Genomic DNA, 22928 nt, shown 5'->3' with positions numbered 1-22928 from the left:
ATGTCGCCCAAAGCGTGCCCGCGGGCTCCGCTCAGGGACCGGTTTGGACAGCGACATGCACCTGAATGGGCTGCCGAGGGGCACATCGAGGGGACGAGACCGTGATCAAGACCGCCCTTGTCGCCATGACCATCGTCGGCTGCGACTGCGACGCCAAGCTTTGCGAATATATCGGCGAGACGCCGGCCAAATGGTCGACCATCGCCGAGTGCGAAGCGGCGATGAAGAGCCAGATGCTGCACGAGCGCAATTTCAACTATCCGCTCGTCTCTGGCATCTGCCGCGCGAAAGGTTCCGCGTCCTCCTCGCAACTGGCCGCGACCGCTTCGCGCCCGGAGCTGAGGCCCGCCAGCCGCGCCGTTGAACCGACGCTGCCGCCCGAGCTGAGCCACAGGCCGACCGTCCCGGTCGGCTCGCCGACGACGGCGATGGAAGCGGCCGCCGCGCGGCCGGTCGCCTATGAACAGGTGGTCGATGGCGGCACCGGCGTGCTCTATCGTACGAAAAACGGCTATGCCGTCGTCAAGACCGATCTCGGCCGCGCTGTATCGGCGACCGCCGACATGGCCAAGCGGTCGGCCAACTGGCTGGCTGGCCTGGTGCCGAGCAAGCTGTAGGGACGAAGCTTTCTTCACCGACGTCACCATGCCGGTCTGTCATCGACGGTCGCCGCCACCTTGGACCTGAAGAGACAAGACTCGCGCAAAGGTTGCAAACCGGATGGGGATGCAGCATTGTGTCGACCGCAACGATGAAGGGGGGCCTTCCATGAAACCAGCGGTCCGAATTGCCGCAGCCTTGATGCTGGCGCTTGCTCCGGGATCGGTCGGCGCGCAAGGCGTGGATCCAGGTGACGACAAGGGGATCATCTTCGCTGCGGGCGATCCCGACATGGCTGCGGCGACCAAGCAGGCGCTCGCCGGCCTGGATGACTTCCTGGCACTGTCCGAAATGCCTCCCTCCGGTACAGGCAGGTTCAAGTTGAAGGTCAAGGTGCGGGATGGGCAAGTCACCGAGCACTTCTGGGTCATACCGTTCCGCCGTGCCGGGACAGGGTTTGTCGGCATATTGGCCAATGAGCCGGAGGCAGTGCACAACGTCGTGCTCGGCCAGAACATAGAATTCACCAGGGACGACATTTCCGACTGGGGATATACGCGGGACGGCCATCAGGTCGGCAGCTTCACGATCTGCGTGATGTTCAAGCGAATGTCGAAAGAAGAGGCGGACAACATGCGCGAAAAGTACGGCTTCGATTGCTGACGGGAACGCCGGCTGATCAAGCCGCTTCGTCCCTGGCGCCGATCTTGCGCACCAGCGCTGCCGTCGCCAGCATCGCGCCCATATCCGATATCATCGGCGCGACATGGGTCTGGTAGTCCAGTGGCACCGAAATGGCGGGCAATTCGAAGAAATTCTTCGCCTGCGGCAGGAGCAGAAAACCGTCGCTGCCGTTGAGGGCCACGCGCGCGGGTTCCTCCGGCCAGGTTTCGCCCAGCCATTTCAGCGCTTGCGCCAACCGGCCGGTCACCAATGGCTGCGCCGCCTCGGCATTGTCGGTGCGGAACTCATAGGCGGCATCCAGTTCCGGCACGCCGGATGACAGTTCCTGCATCTTGCTGGCGAACATGCCACGGAAGAAGCCGACGACGGCATTGGTCCGCCGCGTCGCCACCAATATTCCCGGAAACGGTTCGATGGCTTCGAAGGCGACGATCACGCCTTTGAAGGCCGTCGATGAGCCCTTGCCTGTCCCTTCCCGCAGTTCCGCTTCGTAGAGCTCGAACGGAAACTCTTCGTAGCGGCCGGAAACGACATCGTCGAACGACTGCCGGTTGAACGGCCCGACCGCCTCGCGCGGCAGCCGGTCGAAGGAATTTGGCCGCCCGCCATGCGCGTAGCGCACGTCGCGGATGAAGCCGAAGATGATGGGCAGCAGTGTTTGGCGAAATGATTGCTGCAGCCGCGTCGCCGGCTTCATCGCCTGGAAATAAAGCAGGATCGAAACCGCGAAACCGACGACATAGAGGAACACATGCGGCGTCGAGAACCATTGCTCGTTGGGATCGGCGACCTTGTTGAACAGCCAGGCGATCAGCACCACCGTCGCCAGCACCAAACCGACGAACAGCGGCACCCGCCAGCGTACCTGCCGCACCACGGAGGCCCGCGCCGCTTCATAAGCCTCGATGTTTTTCCGGATGCCGGCAACCACGGCGTCGCCGGGTATGAAATCCGCTGTTTCCACCGCCACCCCCGCTTGCCTGGACCGGTTCATGATAGCCGGTTTTGTCTGAAGTATCGACTGTAGCGCCTCTTCAACAGATGCTTGCGCCGCCTCTTCATTCGCCAATCATCAGCGCTTGGAAAAGCGCCGACATGGCGATCTTGGCCAATGTCCACCACCTGTAGTTACGGAAAGACCGCGCTCAACCGCCTCTCCACCTTGTCACGCATGCGGCCCTCCAATCCTTCCACCGGCGCCAGCCGCTCATGATCCCCGGCGCGCAGCCGCACAAACGGATGCATTCGGTAGGAAATGACTGACCCCCGCGTTCCCGCATCGGCGCTGACGTCGGCGACAAGAATCCCGCCAATGCGTCCCGGCCAAGGCTGGCGGATAAGGGCGGTTCCGAGGAAATCGCCAAGTCCATAGGCGACGATCGTATCGCCGATCCACTCCACCGGCTGCACGACATGGGCGTGGTGGCCGGCGATCAGCCCGACGCCCTGCCCTGCCAAGCGCCTCGCCAGTCTCCGCGTTTCGGCGCGCGGAAAGTGGCGGAACTCCCAATCCCAATGCGGCACGGCGCAGAGGAGATCGAACCCGTCACCTCGCAGGTGGGCAATATCGCCGGCCATCGAAACGCGGCCGGCGAACAGGTCCTCGCCCGCATTGCGCCACAGCGTGAAGGCGGCGAACCCGACAGTCAGCGGCCCGACTTCGACAGGCTGCACCGGGCTGTTGCCGGCGAGGCCAATAGTGCCGATACCGAGCCGCTTCAGCGCCGCCACGGTCTCATCGAAACCGGCGACGCCCTGGTCGAGCACATGGTTGTTGGCCAGCGACAGCACCAGTCTTTCACGCGAGATGCCGACTGCCGCCAACGCGTCGCCGAGAAAGCGCTCGCTCATCGCGTGATGGGTGCCGAGCCTGGTGCCGAGCACGGCGCTTGGCTTGTCCACGATCGGGCTTTCGCAATTGCCGATCACCAGGTCGGCCGCGCCAAGCAGCGTTTTGATCACCGGATCACAGTCGGGCGCGCTGCGGTTGGCCACCGCCGAAATGTCGCCGACGAAGGCGAGCCGCACCGTCCGTTTCGGCGCCCGATCCACCATCGTTCCGGCCACGGGCGCGAAGCCTTGCACACCACCGGACAGCGACGGTTTCAGGAATCGCGGCAGCCACGACAGTTTGTAGGAGAGCGGATAGTTCGACACGCGATGTCCAATCGTTTGCCCTGTGTAGACCGTCTGCCGGGCGCGTTGAAGCCAGCCAATGGCAATCATGCATCAGCGCCCGGCAGACGCGGCATTGCAAATGCGTGTATGATTGCCGGCACGACGCGCATGGGAGGGGGAAAATGACACCACTGGCAAGTCTGCTGGCATTGGCACTTGCTCTGGTTCTGCCGATGTCTTCGGCGCAGGCCGCCATGCCCGAAACCGCGGCCGCTCTGTTCGAGGCCAAAACCGTGGTCGCGCGCGACACGGCGCTCTCGACGCTGGAGGCAGCCGCATCCACCGACCCGGCATCCGCCTATGCCGCCGGCGCCGGCGAATTCTTCACCGCGCTGGAATTGCTGGCCAGCGGCCTGCACCGCCACGGCTTCGAGAGCCCGCGATCCTTCATGCTGCCGCTGATGCGGCTGCCTGTGCCGGAAAACCCGAACCCCGAACCGCTGACCTACGAACAGTTCCGCGCCATATTGGTCGCCTTCCGCAACCGGCTCGAGAAATCCGCAGCCACGCTGGGCTCGGTGCCTGCCGATGCCGATATCGGCATTGTCATTGACCTCACCCAAGTCGGCATCGACCTTAACGAGGACGGCACGATCGCGCCGGACGAAAGCATTGCCGCCATAATGGCCTCGCTGTCGCGCGGCGTGGCGCCCGACGATGCCGCGCCTGCGCTCACCTTCCGCTTCGACCGCGCCGACGGTTATTGGCTGCAGGGCTATGCCGAGTTCCTGATGGCGCAGGCCGATTTCTGGCTGGCGCATGATTTCAGGAGCACGTTCGACGGTTCCTTCCACATGCTCTTCCCGCGCGCAAAACTGCCGTTGCAGGACATCCTCGTTCCGCCGGCTGGCGACATGGGCAGCAGCATCTTCTCCTCGGAATGGCGCATCGCCGATTTCATCTCGCTGGTGCATCTTGTCAACTGGCCGGTGGTCGAGCCCGAGCGGCGGCAGGCGGCGCGCCGTCACCTGCTGGAGATGATCCGGCTGTCGCGCGAGGACTGGAAGGCGATCCGCGCCGAGACCGACAATGACCGCGAATGGCTGCCGGGACCGCAACAGAAGGGCGAAAACCCGCTCACCGGCCTCGAAGTCGGAGAGCAGCAGGTCGCGGCCTGGCTCGCCACCTTGACCATGGCCGAGGACCTGCTCGAAGGCCGCGTGCTGCTGCCGCATTTCCGCATCACCGGCAAGGGCATCAACATGAAGCGCTTCTTCGACGAGCCGAAACCCTTCGACCTGGTGCTGTCGATCACCGGCCCGGCTATCGCGCCCTATCTCGAAAGCGGCAGGATCCTGACCAGCGACGATTTCGACCAGATCCAGAGCGAGTTCGGCGGCGGTGGCTTCCTGACGTTTGCGCTGTGGTTCAACTGAGGGCCCAAGAGGGCTGCGTTCCTGGGCGGTCGGCGCCAGCCCCCCACCCGGACCTGCGGTCCAACCTCCCCACAAGGGGGAGGTAGAAGCTCCATTGCAAACCCTAGAAAATCGCGCCTTGGTACAGCACCGCTTCCGCCTCCTCCGGCGCGAACCGCCGCGCCAACACGGTGGCCGATCAATGGTCGCCGCGAAACCGCGGTACGGGCCGGTTATCTGCGGCGGGCGGGTAGCAGTTTTGGGGCGACGCGCTGGGCCTTCTCGGGAGTACGGAATGACACGCGCCACCGTCGCGGCCCCGCTGAAACGGCCATTCGCTTCAATTAGCGAGAGCTGTTTTGCTTGACTCGGCCGTTAAAAGCAGGCAGCAAAATACTCTTGGAAGGGCTGCAATACCGCGTTCATGGTCGTGGACGAGCCTTTTTTGGCACAAAGTCCACGTCTCTCGGTTGGTTTTGAGAGGGATTGGTTAACCAACTTTGTCCATATTTTGAAGCAATCGGCAACCAAAGACAGGCGCGGCAAACGCGTCGGGGACCACCTGGGATCACTCACAGAATGGTCGTCGCGGCTATCACAGCCGCGGACGTGGGAGCCGATTGGAGCAAGATTGGTTGAATGGCGTTCTTGAGTAAGAAAATTGTCGGGGACAGGCGTTGGGACGGCGAAGCTGCCGACAACGCGTCACGTGCCTCATCCTTCAACTCTAAGCGGATCGTCCGCTGGGTCGCCGTGCCCGGCGTCAGCGCTGCCGTTGGCCTGTGGCTGGTCGGGACAATGGCTGGTCTGAGCTCAGTCGGCGCTTCGCTGTGGTCGACGTCGAGTGTCCTGCCGCAGAGGCTGGCCATGCCGGGCTCGCTCGCTCTTGCCGATCCGCTGAAACAGCATTTTCTGATGCCCGCTGCGCCATTCGCACTGGCCAACGCCGATGGCGGCACGCAGGCGCTGCAGAACCACGCCGTGCAATGCGGCTCCGGATGCTTCAGGCTGGCCGCGCTCGCTCCTCGAGCGGAAAAGTCGGCGCGCCTCGTGGCCGCGTCCACGGCACACCCGGTCCCGGTCGCCAAGACGACCTCGCAGGAGCGCTTCGAGCGCATGGAAGCATCTCTCTCGCCAAGCAAGCTCGCCGCCGCCTTCGCCAACGCGGCCAAGCCCGTGGCCACGGCCGGCGCACCCGCCCGTCCTATCATCTCGACCTCCGCTCCACAGGTCGCCGAGGCATCGCTGGTGCCGGGCGCCAAGCTCGTCGCCAGCCTGTCTGAAGACTTGCCGGCACCCGCGGCGGAGCGCTTCGCCCGGATCGACACCGGCTCGGTGGTTGTCCAGACAGCGCCGCAGCCGATGCATTTTGCCCAGCCGGATGCCGGCACGCCGGACAATTCGCAACTGGCCCTCGCGCTCGCCCGCTCGCTGCCTGTCGAGGACGAGGCATTCGCCTCTTCGGCCGATGTTGCGGTGTCGCCTGTCGAAACCCAGCAGGAACAGCCGGGCGATGCCGCGGCCTTGCCCGACGCGCTCACCGATGACGTGCCGCTGCCGACCCGTCGGCCGCAATTCGACGCGCCGGAGCCGTTGAAGTCCGTGGAGCAGGAAAGGCCGACTCAACAGCCCAAGGTCGTGCAGCAGAAGCCGGCACCTCAGACAAAGCCGGTCCAGCAAGCCCAGCCGGCAAAGCCGGCCCGGCAGGGCCGGCCGGCGGATGGCGGCGACGCGTTGGCCTATGCGAAGCCAGACACGCCTTCGGGCGGCCTCGGCCAGGCGTTCAGGAACCTGTTCAACGCGCCGGGCGGCTCCAGGAGCGGAGCCGGCAGCGGTGTCGCCATCTATGACATCAGCGCCAAGACCGTCTACATGCCCGACGGTTCGAGGCTCGAAGCGCATTCGGGCATCGGCGCCATGGCGGACCAGCCGCGCTATGCCGATCAGAAGAACCGCGGACCGACACCGCCCAACACCTACAATCTGTCGCTGCGCGAGTCGCGCTTTCATGGTGTCGAGGCTTTGCGTCTGACACCCGTCGATGGCCGCAATAAATACAACCGTGACGGCCTGCTGGCCCACACCTACCTGCTTCGGGGCCGCTACGCACAGTCCAGTGGATGCGTCGCCTTCAAGGACTATGCGCGCTTCCTCGCCGCCTTCAAGAAGGGCAAAATCAAGCGCCTCGTCGTGGTGCCGCGCCTGAACGGATCGCCGACGCGCGTGGCGGACAACGCACGCGGCGCCTGACCGCAATCGGCAGGCATCACCGGCACTTGCCTCCTCCTGACAGCCTTCTGTCAGGAGCTGCATCTGGTGATGCGCCTCGGCTGATCGCGCTCTTTCCATTTTCGCCAAGACCTCCCATATTCCGGACATGGCCAAATCCACCGAAAAGAGAACCCCGCCGACGGCGAGTGACGACCGCGCCACGCCCAAGCGGCGCAGCCCGCTGACCGATTTCCTCGACACCTCGGAACCGCTGCACAAAGGCGGCTTCGCCGAGATGCCGCAGCCCGAACTGTCCGGCACGCCGCTCACCGGTTCGGTCGCGGACTGGGCCGAGCAGATCGAGCAGGAAGCCGAACGCGAAGGGCGCCAGGCCGGCAAGGACGGCGGCAAGTCGCCGAAGCCGTCGAAGAAGATCCCCGAGCGCTCCGCGGCGCCCGGGCGCACGGCGCGTGGCACCTCGATGGGCGGCGCGGCGACAGCCCGCGAACGCGCGGCGGCCGGCCTCAATCCCGTCGCCGGCCTCGACGTCTCGCTCGAGGAAGCCGAGACGATGACGTCGAGCGGCGTCACCGCGACGGTGGCGGCTCTCTCGGCATTGATCGAATCCGGCAATCCGCTGCACAAGGACGGCGTGCTGTGGACGCCCCACCGGCCTGCCCGGCCGGAAAAGTCCGAAGGCGGCATCACCATCAAGATGGTGTCGGATTTCGAGCCGGCCGGCGACCAGCCGACCGCCATCAAGGACCTGGTCGAGGGCGTCCAAAACAACGACCGCACGCAGGTGCTGCTCGGCGTCACCGGCTCGGGCAAGACCTTCACCATGGCCAAGGTGATCGAGGAGACGCAGCGTCCCGCCTTGATCCTGGCGCCGAACAAGACGCTGGCGGCGCAGCTTTATTCCGAGTTCAAGAAATTCTTCCCCGACAATGCGGTGGAGTATTTCGTCTCCTACTACGACTATTACCAGCCGGAAGCCTACGTTCCGCGCACCGACACCTTCATCGAGAAGGAATCCTCCATAAACGAGCAGATCGACCGGATGCGCCACTCGGCGACGCGCTCGCTGCTCGAACGCGACGACGTCATCATCGTCGCTTCGGTCTCCTGCATCTACGGTATCGGCTCGGTCGAGACCTATACGGCTATGACCTTCCAGATGCAGATCGGCGACCGGCTCGATCAGCGCGCTCTGCTCGCCGACCTCGTCGCCCAGCAATACAAGCGCCAGGACATCAATTTCGTGCGCGGCTCGTTCCGCGTGCGCGGCGACACGATCGAGATCTTCCCGGCCCACCTTGAGGATCGCGCCTGGCGCATCTCCATGTTCGGCGACGAAATCGAGGCGATCACCGAATTCGACCCGCTGACCGGCCAGAAGACGGGCGAGCTGAAAAGCGTCAAGATCTACGCCAATTCGCATTATGTGACGCCGCGCCCGACGCTGAACCAGGCCATCAAGTCGATCAAGGAAGAGCTCAAGCACCGTCTGGTCGAGCTCGAGCGCGCCGGCCGCCTGCTGGAGGCGCAGCGTCTGGAACAGCGCACCCGCTTCGACCTGGAAATGCTGGAAGCCACCGGCTCCTGCGCCGGTATCGAGAACTATTCGCGCTATCTCACCGGCCGCCAGCCGGGCGATCCGCCGCCGACCCTGTTCGAATATATTCCCGACAACGCGCTGGTCTTCATCGACGAAAGCCACGTCACCGTGCCGCAGATCGGCGGCATGTATCGCGGCGACTTCAGGCGCAAGGCGACGCTTGCCGAATACGGCTTCCGCCTGCCTTCCTGCATGGACAACCGGCCGCTGCGCTTCGAGGAATGGGACGCCATGCGCCCGCTCTCGGTCGCTGTCTCGGCAACCCCCGGCGGCTGGGAGATGGAGCAGTCCGGCGGCGTGTTCGCCGAGCAGGTCATCCGACCGACCGGCCTGATCGACCCGCCGGTCGAGGTGCGCCCGGCCAAGACCCAGGTCGACGACGTCGTCGGGGAGATCCGGGAGACGACCCAGGCCGGCTACCGCACGCTGGTCACCGTGCTGACCAAGCGCATGGCCGAGGACCTCACCGAATATCTGCACGAGCAAGGCGTGCGCGTGCGCTACATGCACTCCGACATCGACACGCTGGAGCGTATCGAAATCCTGCGCGATTTGCGCCTCGGCGCCTTCGACGTGCTGGTCGGCATCAACCTTTTGCGCGAAGGCCTCGACATCCCCGAATGCGGCTTCGTCGCCATACTCGACGCCGACAAGGAAGGGTTTTTGCGCTCGGAGACGTCGCTGATCCAGACCATCGGCCGCGCCGCTCGCAATGTCGATGGCAAGGTCATCCTCTATGCCGACCAGGTCACCGGCTCGATGGAACGCGCCATGGCCGAGACCAATCGCCGTCGCGAAAAGCAGATGGAGTGGAACGCCGTCAACGGCATCACGCCGGAATCGGTCAAGTCGCGCATCTCCGACATTCTGGATTCGGTCTACGAGAAGGACCATGTCCGCGCCGACATCTCACAGTTCACCGACAGCGCCGGCGCCATGATGGGCAACAACCTCAAGGCCCATCTGGACGCGCTGGAGAAGCAGATGCGCGACGCCGCCGCCAACCTCGATTTCGAGAAGGCGGCCCGCATTCGCGACGAGATCAAGCGGCTGCGTGAGATGGAGATGTCGATCTCCGACGATCCGCTGGCCAAATACGCCGATATGGAAAGCCCGGTCTCGGGCCGCGAAAAAGGCAAGCACAACAAGGGCGTGGCCAGGCATCGTACATCGGAGGAACAGGAGCGTTTCCGCAGGCTCGACGAAGCACGCGCAGCCGAAGAGGCAGCCAAGGCTGCCCGGCCCAATCTCTTCCGCAAGCCCGATCTCGACGAGATGGGTGCCGACGGCGCGGTGCCGGTGAAGAAGCCCCTCTTCGCCAAACCATCGATCGACGACATGGGCCCAGGCACCGACATGCCGACGCCGGCCGGTGCGGTGTCGCGCTCGCTGTTCAAGAAACAATCGGCGTCCGAAGCACACGGCTCGGATTTCGGCATTCCCGGCGAGCCGACCAAACCGCTGTTCAAGAAAAACTCTCTCGACGAGATGACCGTGCGCCGCACCGAGAAACCGGTCGAGGGAAAAGTGCCGGCGAAGCCTCAGCCGATCTCTCCCGTTGTTGGGGCCGGCAGGACAGACGGGGGCGCGAAGGAACGCGAGGACAAACCAATCGTGCGCCAACGCGCCGGCATTGGTTCTTATGAAGACCCCGGCGACGCCCGCCGCGAAAAGCGCCGGCCCGCGAAGACAGGACGGCCCGGAAAGTAGTTCGTTCGAAATGCCGGCGGGACGGCGCCCCCTCTGTCCTGCCCGTCCTCCGCAGCAGCTGCGCTGCAGCTGCGGAGGGTGGACCGGACATCTCCCCCACGAGTGGGGAGATTGGCAGCTTCAGCGCCCCGCTCGACACTACCCTCCTCTTGCCCAGCGCATGACCTTTGGTGTACTCAGTCCCCACACCCAAACGTCTTGAAAGGAGGGCTGCGTGTTTATCGATCACCATCGTCAGCGTGGCCCGATTTCCGCCCTGCGAGCTTGCTTGCAGGGCTGACCAGGGACGGTCCGGGTTTTTCCCGCTTCGATTTTTTGGTCTGCCCTTCGTGGTGCGCATTGCCGAGCCTGATGGCCGCTTGCGCACTGACAAAGTGCATTGAGCCGGACTTTCCGGATAGACCAGAGAAATCGACATGGCCCTGATCAGCCTCAAATCCCTCGGCGTCACGATGAGTGCGCCGCTCTTTTCCAATCTCGACCTCACCATCGGCAGCGGCGACCGGCTCGGCATCGTTGCCGCCAACGGTCGCGGCAAGTCGACCTTGCTCAAATGCCTGACCGGCGAGATGGAGCCGACCTCCGGCGACATTACCCGCACGCGCGGCTTGCGCGTCGGCCATGTCGAGCAGTCCGTTCCTGCTGCCCTGCTTGGCCGCAGCTTTCATCAGGTGGTGGCTGACGCTTTGCCGCCCGAGCAAGCCGAAAGCGAACTATGGCGTGTCAATGTGGTGCTGGATTCGCTCGACGTTCCTGAGGCGATGCGCGAGCGAGAGATGCAGGCGCTGAGCGGCGGCTGGCAGAGGCTGGCACTGATCGCGCGTGTCTGGGTCACCGATCCCGACATGCTGCTGCTCGACGAACCGACTAACCATCTCGACCTTGCCCGCATCAGCCAGCTCGAAACTTGGCTGAACGCGCTACCGCGAGAGGTGCCGGTGGTGATCGCCAGCCACGACCGCGCCTTTCTCGACGCCGCCACCAACCGCACGTTGTTCCTGCGCCCGGACCAGTCGCCGGTGTTTTCCCTTCCCTATTCCCGCGCCCGGCAGGCCCTCGATGAGGTCGATGCCTCGACCGAGCGAAAATTCCAGCGCGACATGAAGGTGGCGCAGCAATTGCGACGCCAGGCCGCCAAGCTCAACAATATCGGCATCAATTCGGGCAGCGACCTTCTCACGGTCAAGACCAAGCAGCTCAAGCAGCGCGCGGAGCGACTTGAGGACGCGGCGGCCCCGGCGCATCACGAGAAGTCGGCGGGGGCGATCCGGCTGGCCAATCGCGGCACGCACGCCAAGGTGCTGATCACGCTCGACGACGCGGCGGTGGAAACGCCCGACGGCACGCTCTTGTTCAGGACCGGCAAGCGCCACATCTGCCAGGGCGACCGCATCGTGCTGCTTGGCCGCAACGGCGTCGGCAAGTCGCGCTTCGTCACGCTGATCCGCAACGCCATTATCGAACTCGACACGGTTCAGAACGTGAAGGTGACGCCGTCGACGGTGCTCGGCTACAGCGACCAGGCGCTGTCCGGCATCGGCGGCGACGATACGCCACTGGCGATGGTGTCGCGCCGTTACGATGTCGGCGAACAGCGCGCCCGCTCTCTGCTTGCCGGCGCCGGCGTCGGCATCGAGATGCAGGAGCGCAGGATCAGTGTGCTGTCCGGCGGCCAGAAGGCGCGGCTGATGATGCTGGCGCTGCGGCTCGCCAATCCGAATTTTTATCTGCTCGACGAGCCGACCAACCATCTCGACATCGACGGCCAGGAAGCGCTGGAGGAGGAATTGCTCAAGCACCAGGCAAGTTGCGTGCTCGCCTCGCACGATCGCTCCTTCATCCGTGCCATCGGCAACCGCTTCTGGCTGATCGAGAGGCGGCGGCTGACCGAAGTCGACGATCCCGAGGAGTTCTTCCGCTCAGTGGCTGAAGGGGCGGGATAGATCGGATTGTAAGTTATCCGCTTACAGGTCCTTGAATCTTGTAAGCGATCTGTTTACATACGTCATGATCAAGTCTTTCAGGAACAAGGCCCTGTCAGAGCTCTTTCAAGCCGGGAAAACCGGCAAGATCGACACCAAGATGCACAAGCGCGTTCTTGTCCGGCTTGACCGCCTGGAAGCTTCAGAAAAGCCGGAGGAGATGAACCTTCCTGGCTTTGCCTTCCATGCGCTGAGAGGCTTCGATCCCATCCGTTACACGGTCCACGTCAACGGCCCGTGGTGCATCACGTTTGAATTCGACGGCAAGGACGCCGCCCGCGTCGATTTCGAGCAATACCACTGAGGCGGCCAGATTGGAGAAGTTCGACCAATGAGCGTGCACGAGCCGACGCGTCCTATCGAGCGCTGTCCCTCCCACCCGGGAGCGCTGCTTGGGGACATTATCCCGGCAACTGGAAAGACCAAGGTGGAAATTGCAAACCTGCTCGGCATCTCCCGGCAGCAGCTCTATGATATCATCCGCGAAAAGAAGCCGGTTTCACCGGCTGTGGCCGCCCGCCTTGGGAAGCTGTTCGGCGATGGAGCCGCGATCTGGCTTCGCATGCAGGCAGCTTTCGATGCCTGGCATGCCGAACGTGAGGTGGATGTTTCGGCTATTCCGACGCTCAAGGTCGCGTAGGCGGTGGCGCTCGAATGAGAAATTAAACGCTGCGAGAAAAATCGACGACCTGTCGGATCGCCTGAACCTGCCTCGTCCTTGGGATGCCGACACGATGATGCCGGCGCCAACCCAGGGAGAATGCATCATGTCCGTCCTTTCCTCCATCGGCCGCATCGCAACCCGATATGCGGCGGCGCGTGCCCGCCATCGCAGCGAGCGCATCCTGCTTTCGCTGCCCGTCGAACTGCGCAAGGACATCGGCTTTCCAGAACTCTTCGACGCGCAGAACAGCCGCCGCTCAGCCGCCGTCCCGGCCAGGGTCATATGAACGGCCGAGCCATGCGTCTATTGCTGGAGTTCGCCGGTCGCCCGGCCAGTCCGGGCCCGGCCCACGAGAAAAATTTCAAGCCCATGTAGGACCGCCGTCACCTCACGCGTCCTATGTCCGCAAGGCCAAATCAAACGTGAAGAGGAACACGCAATGACCGACCAGACCCCTGTTCAGCCCAAGGCGAAAGTGCTCGGCGGATTGACCCCCTATCTGCAGGTGGACGGCGCCTTCAAGGCTGCCGAATTCTACCAGAAGGCGTTCGGCGCCGAACAGGTCTTTGCCTACCCCGCGGACGAAAAAGGCCGCACGATGCATGTCCACCTCCACATCAACGGCTCGACGCTGATGTTGGGTGACGCCTATCCCGAGCACGGCCACCCGCACCAGGCGCCGCAGGGCTATACGCTCCAGCTTCATCTCGGCAGCGACGAGATCGACGGCTGGTGGCAGCGCGCGGTCGACGCCGGCTGCGAGATCGTGACGCCGCTGCAGGTGATGTTCTGGGGCGACCGCTGGGGCCAGGTGAAGGACCCTTTCGGAGTCGCATGGGCGATGAACGCTCCAGTGGAGCAATAACCGTCGCAATTCGATAGCGGGCGTCAGCACTCTCGGCGAGAAGTGCGCGCCCACCTGCCCCGGGTCGCATCCCTGCCGGCCCGGCGCCGGATGCAGCAAACAAGGAGATTGCCATGTCCTATGTCGACGGTTTCGTGCTTGCCGTGCCAAAGGCAAAACTCGACGATTACAAGAAGCTGGCCAACACCGCCGGCGCCGTCTGGAAGGAACACGGCGCGCTCGCCTATGTCGAGTGCGTCGGCGACGATGTGCCTTATGGCGAGGTCACGTCGTTTCCACGCGCCGTGCAGGCCAAGGACGACGAAGTCGTCATCTTTTCCTGGATCGTCTACAAATCCAGGCAGGACCGCGACGCGGTCATGGCCAAGGTGATGGCCGATCCACGATTGCAGCCGGATATGTCGACAATGCCGTTCGACGGCAAGCGCATGATCTTCGGCGGATTCCAGACGTTCATGGAATTGTAGGCAACGCACTTGGGCGGAGCGGGAGCGCTCCGCCGGAAATGCCGAGCCGCATTAAGCCAGTCTGTCCAGCAGAGGCTTCAGCCTGTCGCCGTAGCGCTTCCACAGGTCGACCGAGCCTTGATACATCGGCTGGCGCACCTGCGCGGCGGAAGCCGTGCGCACCGGCCGGTCGGTCTGGTGGAACGACAGCACGGCATCGTCCCATGGCAGCCCGAGATAGTTGATCAGCGCCCGGCTCTGGCCTTCCTGGTCGGCGACGAAATCCTCGTAGCGCACATCGTGCACGACGCCAGGCAGCACCTTGTGCCAATGCGCCATGATGTCCGTGTAGAGATTGTGGAAATCGGCGAGTTCGCCCAGATCATAGCCGTAGCGGTGGCTGTCGCCGCGGAAATGCACCTTGTAGATCGAAAGGCAGGTTGCCGCCGCATCGCGGGCGCAATGGATGATCCTGGCCTTTGGCATCATCATGTGGATGAAGCCGACAAGCAGGAAGTTGCCCGGCATCTTGTCGGTGACGTGGCGCATGTGCGGATAGCGGGCATGCAGCATGTCGAGATAGGCGCGTCCCGCCTCGGCAAAATCCGTATCGGGCGCATCCGAAACGCCCCAGGGGAAGCCGCCGGGCATGGTCGCCGGGAACTGCCTGCCGACCGCCGTCTTCAGGATGCCGAGCTCGCCGGCGCCGTAGACCTGCGGATGGCTGGCGATGATCTGCTCGACCAGGGTCGTGCCCGAACGAGGCATGCCGACGACGAAGATCGGCGTATCGTCGGAGATCGCGCTGGGCCTGTGCTTCTGGAAGAAATCCCTGTCGAACACCGTTTTCATAGCCTCGAATTCGGCGCGTGTCCTTTCCGCGTCGTAGTCGATGCCCTTGCGGCGGATGGCATTGCCTTCGGCGAAATAGTCGAAGGCTCTGTTATAATCCTTCAGATCGTCGTTGACCTTGCCGAGGCCGAAGGCAAGCTGCATGCGCGCCAGGCTGTCCGGCAGCGCCTTGGCGTGCTGGGCCTCCATCCCGGTCAATTCGGCATCGCGCTCCTTCTGACGCTTGACCTGCGTCAGCATCAGCCAGGCGCGCGCCATGCCGGGATCGGCCGCCAGCGCCTGCCGGAACAGGTCGGCCGCCTCGTCGAGCTCGCCTTTTTCCATCAACCCGACGCCCAGCCCGTGCAGCAGTTCGGCGTCCTTCGGACGGATCGACAGCGCCTCGCGAAAGACGGCCAGCGCCTCGTCCAGGCGCCCCGCTTCCTGCAAGGTTTCGGCAAGCCCGATGCGGGCGCGGAAATGGAAGGGATTGCGCGCGACCGTGCCGCGATAGATCTCCTCGGCGCCCTCGAACTGCCCAAGCTGTTTCAGTGACGAGCCGAGATTGTCGCGCGCCGCGAGCTGGTCCGGCCGCAGCGCCACCGCGCCGCGGAAGAAGTCGGCGGCCGCCGCGACACGGCCGAGATCGCGCATCACCGTGCCGAGGTTGTTGAGGAAATCCGGATTCTTCGGCTGCAAGCGCACCGATTGCTCGAGGAGACCGAGCCCCTCGGCGCTGCGCCCGGTCTGGTGCAGCAAAAGACCGAGAAAATGCGCAGCCGCCGCATGGTTGACCTTGTGCGTCAGCACTTGCCGATAGAGCGCCTCGGCCTCTTGCCGCCGCCCCGCCTGATGCAGTTGCAGCGCCCTCTGCACATGCTGGTCGAGACTCGACGGCGGCTGTCCGCCCGAGCCGGAGTTGGCGCCAGCACCCGCCGCTCGTCTCTGATCTCTGTTAATGGGAAACCTGCCGTGTTTGTCCGCCTGCCGCGATCTAGGCCATTGGCGCGGCGGGTTCAAGGCTTTGCTTGATTTCTTGCGCTTGCCATCGGCGCGGACAAGATCAAATCAGCCGGTTGGTCTCGGCCGTCTGCCTGGCGCGCCGAACCGTTCCGTCAGTATCGGCGATCGTCCGCCTTTCAGCCTCGTCGCTTCTGACGGTCAGCCGCGCCGACTTGACGATCATAGGTTTGCCGGTACGCCCGATGGCGACGGCATATGCGGTGGCCGGCCTGATGGGCGGGTTGATCGCTGTGGTATTGCCTCTTGAGCTTCTCGCAGAAACCATGGTTTTTGTCCTTTTTGGAGAAATAAAACGCAAATTTTGGGAGTGGACCCCAAAATGATTTTTTGAGAATTTTTGAAAAATATCATCAAACCATAGCAGAGTTTTTCAAATGAACGCAGCAATCTTTTTCCTTTGGCTACTTATTTTTCCAAATCTTCTTGAAAACCATGCAAAGTCGAGCTACATATATACGAGCGTTTGGGCCAGAATTGGCATTTCGCGGCGTCAGAGGTTCTCGACCCGCCAATCTCACTCCAAATCATCGATATCGGCAGCGCGGCGCATTTGCTCCGCGACCGTTCTCATTCTTCGAAAGACACCCATGAACACCGGAACCGTGAAATTCTACAATGGCCAGAAGGGTTTTGGCTTCATTCAACCAACCGACGGCGGCAAGGACGTTTTCGTCCACGTCAGCGCATTGGAACGCGCGGGCTTTCCTGGCCTCGCCGAAGGCCAGAAGCTGCAATTCGAGTTGGAGCGTGATGCCAAGGGCCGCGAGTCGGCCGCCAATTTGCAACTGATCTGATCCGGCCGAATTCGATGACCGCTGACCACGGATGTACTGGCAGCTCTCGAAAATGGCTTATTTCCAGCGATTGCCGGAAATAGGAAAGCGGGGCTCGTCCCCGCTTTTTTGCTTTGAGGCTCTCCGCCTCGCATGTCGCCACAGGGCTTAAAACATCAAGGCAGGACAATGCCGGACCGCACGACCCATTCCGTCGCACATTTCATGGCTCCTTTCGTACTCGGCGGGCTGGAAGGGCAACTGCCGGCGGGCGACTACGACATCGATCACGACGAAGAGCTGATCGAGGGCATGTCGCGGCTTGCCTGGCGCCGCGTCGCCACCTTCATCCATTTGCCGGCAAGAGCGGTGAAAAACCCGACCACCAGTCAACTCGTCGCCATCGATTACCTGGACCTCGAAACAGCGCTGAAGCGCGACAGGGAGAATGCAGCATGATCCGTTTCCAGCAGAATGCGCGTCCGCGCACCGACACGCCCTCGCATCTCTTCGCGGTCGGCCAGACCGTGCGCATGAAGAGCCGCACAGGGCTCCTCAACAAGACTGCGGAGCTGTTCGAGATCAAGAGCAGGCTGCCGGTCAAGGACGGCTCCCCGCAGTACCGCATCCGCAGCGAGCAGGAGACCCACGAGCGGGTCACCACGGAAGACAATCTCGAACCAGCCGACAATCCGATTGGTACCGACAATCCGATCGTTGGCAACGATCCGGCGGTCTGAGACCCCGGCGACGCCAGACCACCAGCACGAGGAGCAGACAAGATGGCCAAGGGTCAACAGCGCAGCAACCGCGAAACACGCAAGCCCAAGAAGGATAAGGTGGTGGCCAAGCCCGCCTCCCCGTTCGGCTCGTCGGTCAAGCAGGCCGAGAGCGGCCTGAAGCCGAAATCGAAGAGCTGATCGCGGACGACTTCTTCCGCGCCCATCCCTGCCGCAGAATCTCCTGCCGGAGAATCTCCCTGGCGGAACAACGCATCATGGAGGCGTCCTTGAATTTCGTCATCGAGTTTTACCGATCGCGCGAAGCCGAGGAAGCGACGCTCGACAAGGTGTCGCTGGAAGCCCCTACCCTGCGCGCAGCCTGGCAGGGCGCCACCGCGCTCTTCCATACGCTCGCAATGCCGCAAATCCCCGACCGCGTGCGCATCTGCGATGAGCACGGCAGCGAGCTTTACTCCGGGCCGGCCGACGGCGCCTATCCATCCGCGTTGTGACCGTCACACGTCCCCGAAATTTGTTTTAGACGGCATTCGCGTTTTCCCAAGGTGCGGAAAAGACGAACACCCGGCCTTTCAGCAGCGCCCCCCGCCAACGATGCGGTAGTCGGCGGCGCGTGCCTCGCAGGCGTTGGGGAAGGTTCGCAACTCTCCGCCGCGCCGGGCGCAGACCGGCGCGTATTCGCGGGTGCAGAAAGTCTGCTCGCCGCCACCCTCGCCGCCGTCACGGCAGGGACCGTCGCGCACGATGCGATAACCCGCCCGGTCGGCAAGACAGGCATTGGCGAAGGTCTGGCGGTCGCCACCGCGCCGGGCGCAGACGGGCTCGTACTGTTTGGTGCAGAATTGCGGTCCCGGCCGCGGCGGCCGTGGCCGCGGTCCCGGGCCGTCGTCGACGACCACTGTACAGGCGGCAAGAACAGCCGACAGGAACAGGACGACAAAACCCTGTCGCGAGAAGATTGCCGCAAGAAACCTCATGATCGTCTCTCCCTCGATCCTCGCCTCGCTGCGTGCCGCTCCAAATACGCAGCTGTTCGGGACAATGATATTCACGAAGCAAAGGCTCAAACCAGTCGCGCTGTTGCGATCCTCCGCATTCCATCGCCGATTGCAACCCTCGTTTGCAGCCGGCTGCTAAAAAGAACGTCGCCTGGATTATCCCGGCGCCTCGCACCGCCAGCCGTCGCCGCCGCTGGCCCATGCGTGACGGGGCTGTGGCCGATGACCCCTCAGGCAACGAGGCCTATTTGCGGCGCGTCGATGCTCGGATTGGTCGATTCATGCGTCGGGACGCGCCCATCGGGGGCGGCCCGCGGCGCTATCTTGCAACCTTCACTTTTCCGTGCGATAAATTCCGTGTTCGGGCATTTGCGACCCGGAGAGCGGAACGTTTTGGACGACCTTTCCCCGATACTGTGAATCTCTGACGGCCCCGTTTTTCGGCGGGGGGTTTGACCATGCGCCAATGCATGACTGCCGAAAGCTACCACCGGGAACTGCCCTCGACGCGAGGTGGCGGGCAGGACCATCAAGACTGAACGGGTGAAGGAGTTTCCCCAATGGCCCAGACCGGCACCGTTAAATTCTTCAACGCGACCAAAGGCTTCGGTTTCATCACGCCCGACGGTGGCGCCAAGGACGTATTCGTCCACATTTCCGCGATCGAGGCCTCGGGCCTGCGCACGCTCGTCGACGGCCAGAAGGTCACCTTCGACGTCGAGCCGGATCGGATGGGCAAAGGCCCCAAGGCCGTCAACCTCCGCGCCGCCTGAGCCATCGGCCAGCAGCACGCCCTTCCTGGCCGTGCGACTGAGGCTCCGAAGCTTGAATGACTTCGGAAGAGGCAAACGAATTTTGAAGGCGCGGCGATTTTCGTCGCGCCTTTTTCATGTCGCAGCGCAGCAAAAATGCTGTCGCCCCAAAGTGGATCCGGTGTCGGGTCAACGACATGCATCATAATGAAAACTTAAAGCGCGACGCGCTTTAAGTGCCCGCAAAACTTTCTCTTGCCGATGACGCTAAAATAAAGGACAAATTTCCATTCGGGCATTTGCCGGCCCGAGACTGGAGTTTATGGGATCAAAGGAGCTTCCCATGCCGCAGACCGGCACCGTCAAATTCTTCAACCATGCCAAAGGGTTCGGCTTCATCACACCGGATGATGGCGCGAAGGATGTCTTCGTTCATATTTCGGCCGTGCAGGCGTCGGGTCTTCCCGGTCTTGAGGATGGGCAGAAAGTGACATTCGACACCGAGCCTGACAAGCGCGGCAAGGGTCCCAAGGCCGTCAACCTGTCGATCGGCTGAGCCTGCTCCGGAACGGCGGCTGTTCTGGCAGGACAGCTTCGCTCCCTGGAGCGTTCGATAGTTGATGCCCGTGCCCTCCGGTCAGGCAAAAATTCGTTCAGCCCCCGTTCAGCCACGGTCTCATATTAATCTTTCGTAAAGCCGGACCGCATCCCCGGAATTCTTACGGGCCGGCACGAAGGAGATCGACATGAACCGAATTTTCAAGACAGCCGTGCTGTCCGCCGCAGTGGTTGCCACCACGTTCGCGGCCTTGCCCGCGGCCAATGCGGGCGATTGGCGTCACCGCCACCATCATGACCATGGCGATGCCATTGCCGCCGGCGTCCTCGGCCTCGCGGCCGGCGCGCTGATCGGCGGTGCGTTGGCCAACCAGCAGCCGCCGCCCCGCGACTACTACGATGATGGCTATTACGATCGCGATGTGCGGATTCGCCCGGCGCCGGTCCGCCGCTACTATGCCGAACCGCAAGTGGTCTACGCCGACCGCTATGCCGAACCGTGGACGCGCGGCTGGTACGACTATTGCTCCGACCGGTACCGCACCTTCAACGCCCGCACCGGCACCTTCACCGGCAATGACGGCGAGCAGCATTTCTGCACCGCTAACTGATCAAGGGCTTCCCTGCCTCAACAAAAGCGCTGACCGCAAGGCCGGCGCTTTTTTGTCAAGCCGGCACCGGCTTCGGCGCGACGCGCTTCACGTCAAAAACGGATTGCTCCGCCGCTCCTCGCCGAAACGCCCGCCCGGACCGTGGCCGCAGATGAAGCCGATGTCGTCGCCGAGCGGCAAAAGCTTGTCCTTGATCGAGGCGATGAGTGCCGCATGATTGCCGCCCGGCAGGTCGGTGCGCCCGATCGAGCCGCGAAACAGCACGTCCCCGACATGGGCGAATTTGGCCGCGCGGTTGTAATAGACGACATGGCCGGGCGCGTGGCCGGGGCAATGCAGCACCTCGAAGAGATGCGAGCCGAACGAGACCGTCTCGCCTTCGGTGAGAAACCGGTCGGGCACGCAGTTGCGCACGCCGGCAATGCCATAGCGCTCGCCCTGGTTCTCAAGATTGTCGAGCAACATCCTGTCGGCCTCGTGCGGGCCGATGATCTCGACACCGAGCGCTTCCTTCAACTCCATCGCGCCGCCGGCATGGTCGATATGACCATGCGTGATCCAGATCGCGCCGGCCGATATCGCATTGTCCTTCAGCGCCGCCAGCACCTTGTCGATATCGCCGCCCGGATCGACGACGACACCGTGCTTGTCGTCCATGTCGAACAGGATCGTGCAATTCTGCTGGAAAGGCGTGACCGGCACGATGCCGGCATTGAGCTGACCCATGATCGTCCTTTCGATGTTCACGCCGTGATGTAGAGGCGCGAGCGAAGGGCGTCCACCCTTGGGATCGGTCGTTCCAAAGCGCGTCGCGTCGAAACGCATTCATGCGGCGCGCTCTGGAAACAGAAATGGGCGGCCGAAGCCGCCCATTTGGCCAGCCCGAGATCGCAGGCTTACTTCTTCATGGCGCCCATGACCGCGCCGATAATGCCGGTCAGGATCGCGCCGCCGCCGGCGCCGCCGACGATGTTCTGCAGGTTGAGCGCGCTGCCCAGACCACTCGTCGCTGCCGCAGCCGCTGCCGGATCGACTGTGCCGCCGAGCAGGCTGCCGAGGATCGCCGCGCCGCCGACGCCGCCAATGGCGCCGCCCAGGATCTTGGGAAGCTGCCCCAGCGCCGCCGTCTTGATCGCCGCGCCGACCGCCTGACCACCGATGATGCCTGTAATGATCTGAACGATGATCGGAAGAAGCGTATTCATGTCCATCTTACCAGTCCCTCCATAGCTGCCAGCCTCCCGGGCCGACACCATCATGGAGACGCTGAATTCGGCGAAAGTCAAATGCAGAAACGCTGAAATAAAAGGGGCGGCCCGAAAACCGCCCCTGCTTGCGTGAAAAGCTGTGACTTTCGTTATTCTGCGGCGATCGCGTGCTTCGGCTGAACGGCCGCAGAATAGTCATTCATCAGAGTCTTGGCGATCTCGCCGACCTCGAATCGGTACGGCCCGATCTCCGAAACCGGGGTCACTTCCGCTGCCGTTCCAGTCAGGAAGCACTGCTCGAAGTCCTCGAGTTCTTCCGGCATGATGGCGCGCTCCACCACCTCCAGGCCGCGGTCCTTGGCGAGGCCGATCACCGTGCGGCGGGTGATGCCGTCGAGGAAGCAGTCCGGCTTTGGCGTGTGGATCCTGCCGTCCTTGACGAAGAAGATGTTGGCGCCGGTGGCTTCCGCGACCTGGCCGCGCCAGTCGAGCATCATGGCGTCGGCATAGCCCTTGGCCTCGGCGGCATGCTTGGACATGGTGCAGATCATATAGAGGCCTGCAGCCTTCGATTTGGACGGCGCCGTGCGCGGGTCGGGCCGGCGCCACTCAGCCATATCGAGACGTATGCCTTTCAGCTTCTGCGCCGGATCGAAGTAGCTAGGCCACTGCCAGATGGCGATGGCGCAATTGATGCGGTTGTTCTGCGCCGAAACGCCCATCTGCTCGCTGCCGCGCCAGGCGATCGGCCTGACATAGGCATCCTTGAAGCCCTGCTTCTTCAGCAGGGTACTGGAGGCGTCGTTGAGCTCGGCCACCGAATAGGGGATCTTGAAGCCGAGCAGCCGCGCCGATTCATGCAGGCGCTCGGTATGCTCGTTGAGCTTGAAGATCTCGCCACCATAGGCGCGCTCGCCCTCGAACACCGCGCTGGCATAGTGCAGGCCGTGGGTCAGCACATGGATCTTGGCCTCGCCCCATTGCACGAACTCGCCATTCATCCAGATGAAGCCGTCCAGTTGATCAAAGGGAACGGATGCCATGGTAACCTCCCGCGGGCGGCAGCCCGCATATCGTTGTTCGTTGCGTGCTCTTGTCGGCCGCGCCATCTGGTTGGGGCG

General features: G+C 63.3%; 27 protein-coding genes. 19 read left to right on the top strand and 8 right to left on the bottom strand.

Annotated features, from left to right (window positions below):
* Positions 1-101 precede the first annotated feature (101 nt).
* Both LB547_RS08350 and LB547_RS08345 read left to right on the top strand, forming a co-directional pair.
* On the top strand, positions 102-617 hold the full coding sequence (locus LB547_RS08350) for a hypothetical protein (protein WP_140495985.1): 516 nt from the start codon (positions 102-104) through the stop codon (positions 615-617).
* Between the two features lie 151 nt (positions 618-768).
* Positions 769-1263 (top strand): YegJ family protein, encoded by a 495-nt coding sequence (locus LB547_RS08345; protein ID WP_140760262.1) that lies wholly within the window; start codon positions 769-771, stop codon positions 1261-1263.
* A gap of 16 nt (positions 1264-1279) precedes the next feature.
* Here LB547_RS08345 and LB547_RS08340 read toward each other — a convergent pair whose 3' ends face one another.
* Together LB547_RS08340 and LB547_RS08335 are read right to left on the bottom strand one after the other, a co-directional pair.
* Entirely contained in the window at positions 1280-2248 is a 969-nt protein-coding gene (locus LB547_RS08340; RefSeq protein WP_140671365.1) for a DUF3137 domain-containing protein, read from the bottom strand.
* Between the two features lie 164 nt (positions 2249-2412).
* Complete coding sequence (locus LB547_RS08335) at positions 2413-3441, bottom strand: CapA family protein (RefSeq protein ID WP_140495987.1); 1029 nt, start codon at positions 3439-3441, stop codon at positions 2413-2415.
* A 143-nt stretch (positions 3442-3584) separates the two neighbouring features.
* Here LB547_RS08335 and LB547_RS08330 point away from each other — a divergent pair, with 143 nt between their 5' ends.
* From LB547_RS08330 to LB547_RS08290, 9 genes are all read left to right on the top strand, one after another.
* Positions 3585-4838 (top strand): hypothetical protein, encoded by a 1254-nt coding sequence (locus LB547_RS08330; RefSeq protein WP_140495988.1) that lies wholly within the window; start codon positions 3585-3587, stop codon positions 4836-4838.
* Positions 4839-5456: 618 nt separating this feature from the next.
* A complete protein-coding gene (locus LB547_RS08325) occupies positions 5457-7067 on the top strand; it encodes a DUF2778 domain-containing protein (RefSeq protein ID WP_140760245.1) in 1611 nt (536 codons plus the stop codon).
* A gap of 127 nt (positions 7068-7194) precedes the next feature.
* On the top strand, positions 7195-10356 hold the full coding sequence (gene uvrB, locus LB547_RS08320) for an excinuclease ABC subunit UvrB (RefSeq protein ID WP_140760230.1): 3162 nt from the start codon (positions 7195-7197) through the stop codon (positions 10354-10356).
* Between the two features lie 416 nt (positions 10357-10772).
* Entirely contained in the window at positions 10773-12299 is a 1527-nt protein-coding gene (locus LB547_RS08315; RefSeq protein WP_140760217.1) for an ABC-F family ATP-binding cassette domain-containing protein, read from the top strand.
* A gap of 64 nt (positions 12300-12363) precedes the next feature.
* Entirely contained in the window at positions 12364-12642 is a 279-nt protein-coding gene (locus tag LB547_RS08310) for a type II toxin-antitoxin system RelE/ParE family toxin (protein ID WP_140524899.1), read from the top strand.
* A gap of 27 nt (positions 12643-12669) precedes the next feature.
* A complete protein-coding gene (locus tag LB547_RS08305) occupies positions 12670-12978 on the top strand; it encodes a HigA family addiction module antitoxin (RefSeq protein ID WP_140556065.1) in 309 nt (102 codons plus the stop codon).
* A 127-nt stretch (positions 12979-13105) separates the two neighbouring features.
* A complete protein-coding gene (locus LB547_RS08300) occupies positions 13106-13288 on the top strand; it encodes a hypothetical protein (RefSeq protein ID WP_140495993.1) in 183 nt (60 codons plus the stop codon).
* Positions 13289-13441: 153 nt separating this feature from the next.
* The gene (locus tag LB547_RS08295; RefSeq protein WP_140495994.1) at positions 13442-13867 is read left to right on the top strand and encodes a VOC family protein; all 426 of its coding nucleotides are present in this window, start codon (positions 13442-13444) and stop codon (positions 13865-13867) included.
* A gap of 113 nt (positions 13868-13980) precedes the next feature.
* Positions 13981-14334: a DUF1428 domain-containing protein gene (locus LB547_RS08290; protein WP_140495995.1), complete on the top strand. Its 354-nt coding sequence runs from the start codon at positions 13981-13983 to the stop codon at positions 14332-14334.
* A 51-nt stretch (positions 14335-14385) separates the two neighbouring features.
* Here LB547_RS08290 and LB547_RS08285 read toward each other — a convergent pair whose 3' ends face one another.
* Entirely contained in the window at positions 14386-16020 is a 1635-nt protein-coding gene (locus LB547_RS08285) for a tetratricopeptide repeat-containing sulfotransferase family protein (protein WP_140624140.1), read from the bottom strand.
* A gap of 187 nt (positions 16021-16207) precedes the next feature.
* On the bottom strand, positions 16208-16432 hold the full coding sequence (locus tag LB547_RS08280; RefSeq protein WP_140516868.1) for a hypothetical protein: 225 nt from the start codon (positions 16430-16432) through the stop codon (positions 16208-16210).
* A 322-nt stretch (positions 16433-16754) separates the two neighbouring features.
* On the opposite strand from LB547_RS08280, the gene LB547_RS08275 reads away from it, so the two are divergent.
* The 5 genes from LB547_RS08275 to LB547_RS08255 all read left to right on the top strand — a co-directional run bounded on the left by LB547_RS08275 (position 16755) and on the right by LB547_RS08255 (position 18174).
* Positions 16755-16961 carry a cold-shock protein gene (locus tag LB547_RS08275; protein ID WP_140495998.1) on the top strand — a complete coding sequence of 69 codons (207 nt, stop codon included), beginning with the start codon at positions 16755-16757 and terminating at the stop codon, positions 16959-16961.
* 168 nt (positions 16962-17129) lie between these two features.
* Positions 17130-17399, top strand: a complete 270-nt coding sequence (locus tag LB547_RS08270; protein ID WP_140516870.1) for a hypothetical protein — start codon at positions 17130-17132, stop codon at positions 17397-17399.
* Positions 17396-17680: a hypothetical protein gene (locus LB547_RS08265; RefSeq protein WP_140560619.1), complete on the top strand. Its 285-nt coding sequence runs from the start codon at positions 17396-17398 to the stop codon at positions 17678-17680. Before LB547_RS08270 ends, LB547_RS08265 begins: the two co-directional genes overlap by 4 nt.
* Before the next feature lie 42 nt (positions 17681-17722).
* Positions 17723-17860, top strand: a complete 138-nt coding sequence (locus LB547_RS08260; RefSeq protein ID WP_181165218.1) for a hypothetical protein — start codon at positions 17723-17725, stop codon at positions 17858-17860.
* Positions 17861-17949: 89 nt separating this feature from the next.
* Positions 17950-18174 (top strand): hypothetical protein, encoded by a 225-nt coding sequence (locus LB547_RS08255; RefSeq protein ID WP_140496001.1) that lies wholly within the window; start codon positions 17950-17952, stop codon positions 18172-18174.
* Between the two features lie 78 nt (positions 18175-18252).
* Here the strand turns inward: LB547_RS08255 and LB547_RS08250 are convergent, their stop codons facing one another.
* Entirely contained in the window at positions 18253-18657 is a 405-nt protein-coding gene (locus LB547_RS08250) for a Kazal-type serine protease inhibitor family protein (RefSeq protein WP_140516872.1), read from the bottom strand.
* 581 nt (positions 18658-19238) lie between these two features.
* Here LB547_RS08250 and LB547_RS08245 point away from each other — a divergent pair.
* The 3 genes from LB547_RS08245 (at position 19239) to LB547_RS08235 (ending at position 20599) form a co-directional block, all read left to right on the top strand.
* Positions 19239-19451, top strand: a complete 213-nt coding sequence (locus LB547_RS08245; RefSeq protein ID WP_006202520.1) for a cold-shock protein — start codon at positions 19239-19241, stop codon at positions 19449-19451.
* A gap of 322 nt (positions 19452-19773) precedes the next feature.
* Positions 19774-19986, top strand: coding sequence for a cold-shock protein (locus tag LB547_RS08240; protein ID WP_006202521.1), 213 nt, complete (start codon positions 19774-19776; stop codon positions 19984-19986).
* Between the two features lie 190 nt (positions 19987-20176).
* The gene (locus tag LB547_RS08235) at positions 20177-20599 is read left to right on the top strand and encodes a BA14K family protein (protein WP_140516874.1); all 423 of its coding nucleotides are present in this window, start codon (positions 20177-20179) and stop codon (positions 20597-20599) included.
* A gap of 87 nt (positions 20600-20686) precedes the next feature.
* Here the strand turns inward: LB547_RS08235 and LB547_RS08230 are convergent, their stop codons facing one another.
* The 3 genes from LB547_RS08230 to LB547_RS08220 all read right to left on the bottom strand — a co-directional run bounded on the left by LB547_RS08230 (position 20687) and on the right by LB547_RS08220 (position 22850).
* Positions 20687-21325: an MBL fold metallo-hydrolase gene (locus LB547_RS08230; RefSeq protein WP_140760205.1), complete on the bottom strand. Its 639-nt coding sequence runs from the start codon at positions 21323-21325 to the stop codon at positions 20687-20689.
* A gap of 170 nt (positions 21326-21495) precedes the next feature.
* Entirely contained in the window at positions 21496-21810 is a 315-nt protein-coding gene (locus LB547_RS08225; RefSeq protein ID WP_140496005.1) for a hypothetical protein, read from the bottom strand.
* 146 nt (positions 21811-21956) lie between these two features.
* Positions 21957-22850 (bottom strand): branched-chain amino acid aminotransferase, encoded by an 894-nt coding sequence (locus LB547_RS08220; protein WP_140760190.1) that lies wholly within the window; start codon positions 22848-22850, stop codon positions 21957-21959.
* Positions 22851-22928: the final 78 nt, after the last annotated feature.

Source organism: Mesorhizobium sp. B264B1B (assembly GCF_020165765.1).
GTDB lineage: Bacteria > Pseudomonadota > Alphaproteobacteria > Rhizobiales > Rhizobiaceae > Mesorhizobium.
The sequence above is the reverse complement of the archived record's forward strand: the minus strand, read 5'-3'. Positions and strand labels throughout refer to the sequence as shown.

What these genes read in the sequence shown, in the direction of transcription:
- LB547_RS08270 (WP_140516870.1), top strand. Translation starts at nt 17,130, where the DNA reads ATGCCGGACCGCACGACCCATTCCGTCGCACATTTCATGGCTCCTTTC.
- LB547_RS08225 (WP_140496005.1), bottom strand. Translation starts at nt 21,810, where the DNA reads ATGGACATGAATACGCTTCTTCCGATCATCGTTCAGATCATTACAGGC.
- LB547_RS08345 (WP_140760262.1), top strand. Translation starts at nt 769, where the DNA reads ATGAAACCAGCGGTCCGAATTGCCGCAGCCTTGATGCTGGCGCTTGCT.
- LB547_RS08220 (WP_140760190.1), bottom strand. Translation starts at nt 22,850, where the DNA reads ATGGCATCCGTTCCCTTTGATCAACTGGACGGCTTCATCTGGATGAAT.
- LB547_RS08275 (WP_140495998.1), top strand. Translation starts at nt 16,755, where the DNA reads ATGAACACCGGAACCGTGAAATTCTACAATGGCCAGAAGGGTTTTGGC.
- LB547_RS08325 (WP_140760245.1), top strand. Translation starts at nt 5,457, where the DNA reads ATGGCGTTCTTGAGTAAGAAAATTGTCGGGGACAGGCGTTGGGACGGC.
- LB547_RS08265 (WP_140560619.1), top strand. Translation starts at nt 17,396, where the DNA reads ATGATCCGTTTCCAGCAGAATGCGCGTCCGCGCACCGACACGCCCTCG.
- LB547_RS08330 (WP_140495988.1), top strand. Translation starts at nt 3,585, where the DNA reads ATGACACCACTGGCAAGTCTGCTGGCATTGGCACTTGCTCTGGTTCTG.
- LB547_RS08290 (WP_140495995.1), top strand. Translation starts at nt 13,981, where the DNA reads ATGTCCTATGTCGACGGTTTCGTGCTTGCCGTGCCAAAGGCAAAACTC.
- LB547_RS08240 (WP_006202521.1), top strand. Translation starts at nt 19,774, where the DNA reads ATGCCGCAGACCGGCACCGTCAAATTCTTCAACCATGCCAAAGGGTTC.
- LB547_RS08250 (WP_140516872.1), bottom strand. Translation starts at nt 18,657, where the DNA reads ATGAGGTTTCTTGCGGCAATCTTCTCGCGACAGGGTTTTGTCGTCCTG.
- LB547_RS08305 (WP_140556065.1), top strand. Translation starts at nt 12,670, where the DNA reads ATGAGCGTGCACGAGCCGACGCGTCCTATCGAGCGCTGTCCCTCCCAC.
- uvrB (WP_140760230.1), top strand. Translation starts at nt 7,195, where the DNA reads ATGGCCAAATCCACCGAAAAGAGAACCCCGCCGACGGCGAGTGACGAC.
- LB547_RS08260 (WP_181165218.1), top strand. Translation starts at nt 17,723, where the DNA reads ATGGCCAAGGGTCAACAGCGCAGCAACCGCGAAACACGCAAGCCCAAG.
- LB547_RS08310 (WP_140524899.1), top strand. Translation starts at nt 12,364, where the DNA reads ATGATCAAGTCTTTCAGGAACAAGGCCCTGTCAGAGCTCTTTCAAGCC.
- LB547_RS08235 (WP_140516874.1), top strand. Translation starts at nt 20,177, where the DNA reads ATGAACCGAATTTTCAAGACAGCCGTGCTGTCCGCCGCAGTGGTTGCC.
- LB547_RS08280 (WP_140516868.1), bottom strand. Translation starts at nt 16,432, where the DNA reads ATGGTTTCTGCGAGAAGCTCAAGAGGCAATACCACAGCGATCAACCCG.
- LB547_RS08300 (WP_140495993.1), top strand. Translation starts at nt 13,106, where the DNA reads ATGTCCGTCCTTTCCTCCATCGGCCGCATCGCAACCCGATATGCGGCG.
- LB547_RS08245 (WP_006202520.1), top strand. Translation starts at nt 19,239, where the DNA reads ATGGCCCAGACCGGCACCGTTAAATTCTTCAACGCGACCAAAGGCTTC.
- LB547_RS08315 (WP_140760217.1), top strand. Translation starts at nt 10,773, where the DNA reads ATGGCCCTGATCAGCCTCAAATCCCTCGGCGTCACGATGAGTGCGCCG.
- LB547_RS08295 (WP_140495994.1), top strand. Translation starts at nt 13,442, where the DNA reads ATGACCGACCAGACCCCTGTTCAGCCCAAGGCGAAAGTGCTCGGCGGA.
- LB547_RS08230 (WP_140760205.1), bottom strand. Translation starts at nt 21,325, where the DNA reads ATGGGTCAGCTCAATGCCGGCATCGTGCCGGTCACGCCTTTCCAGCAG.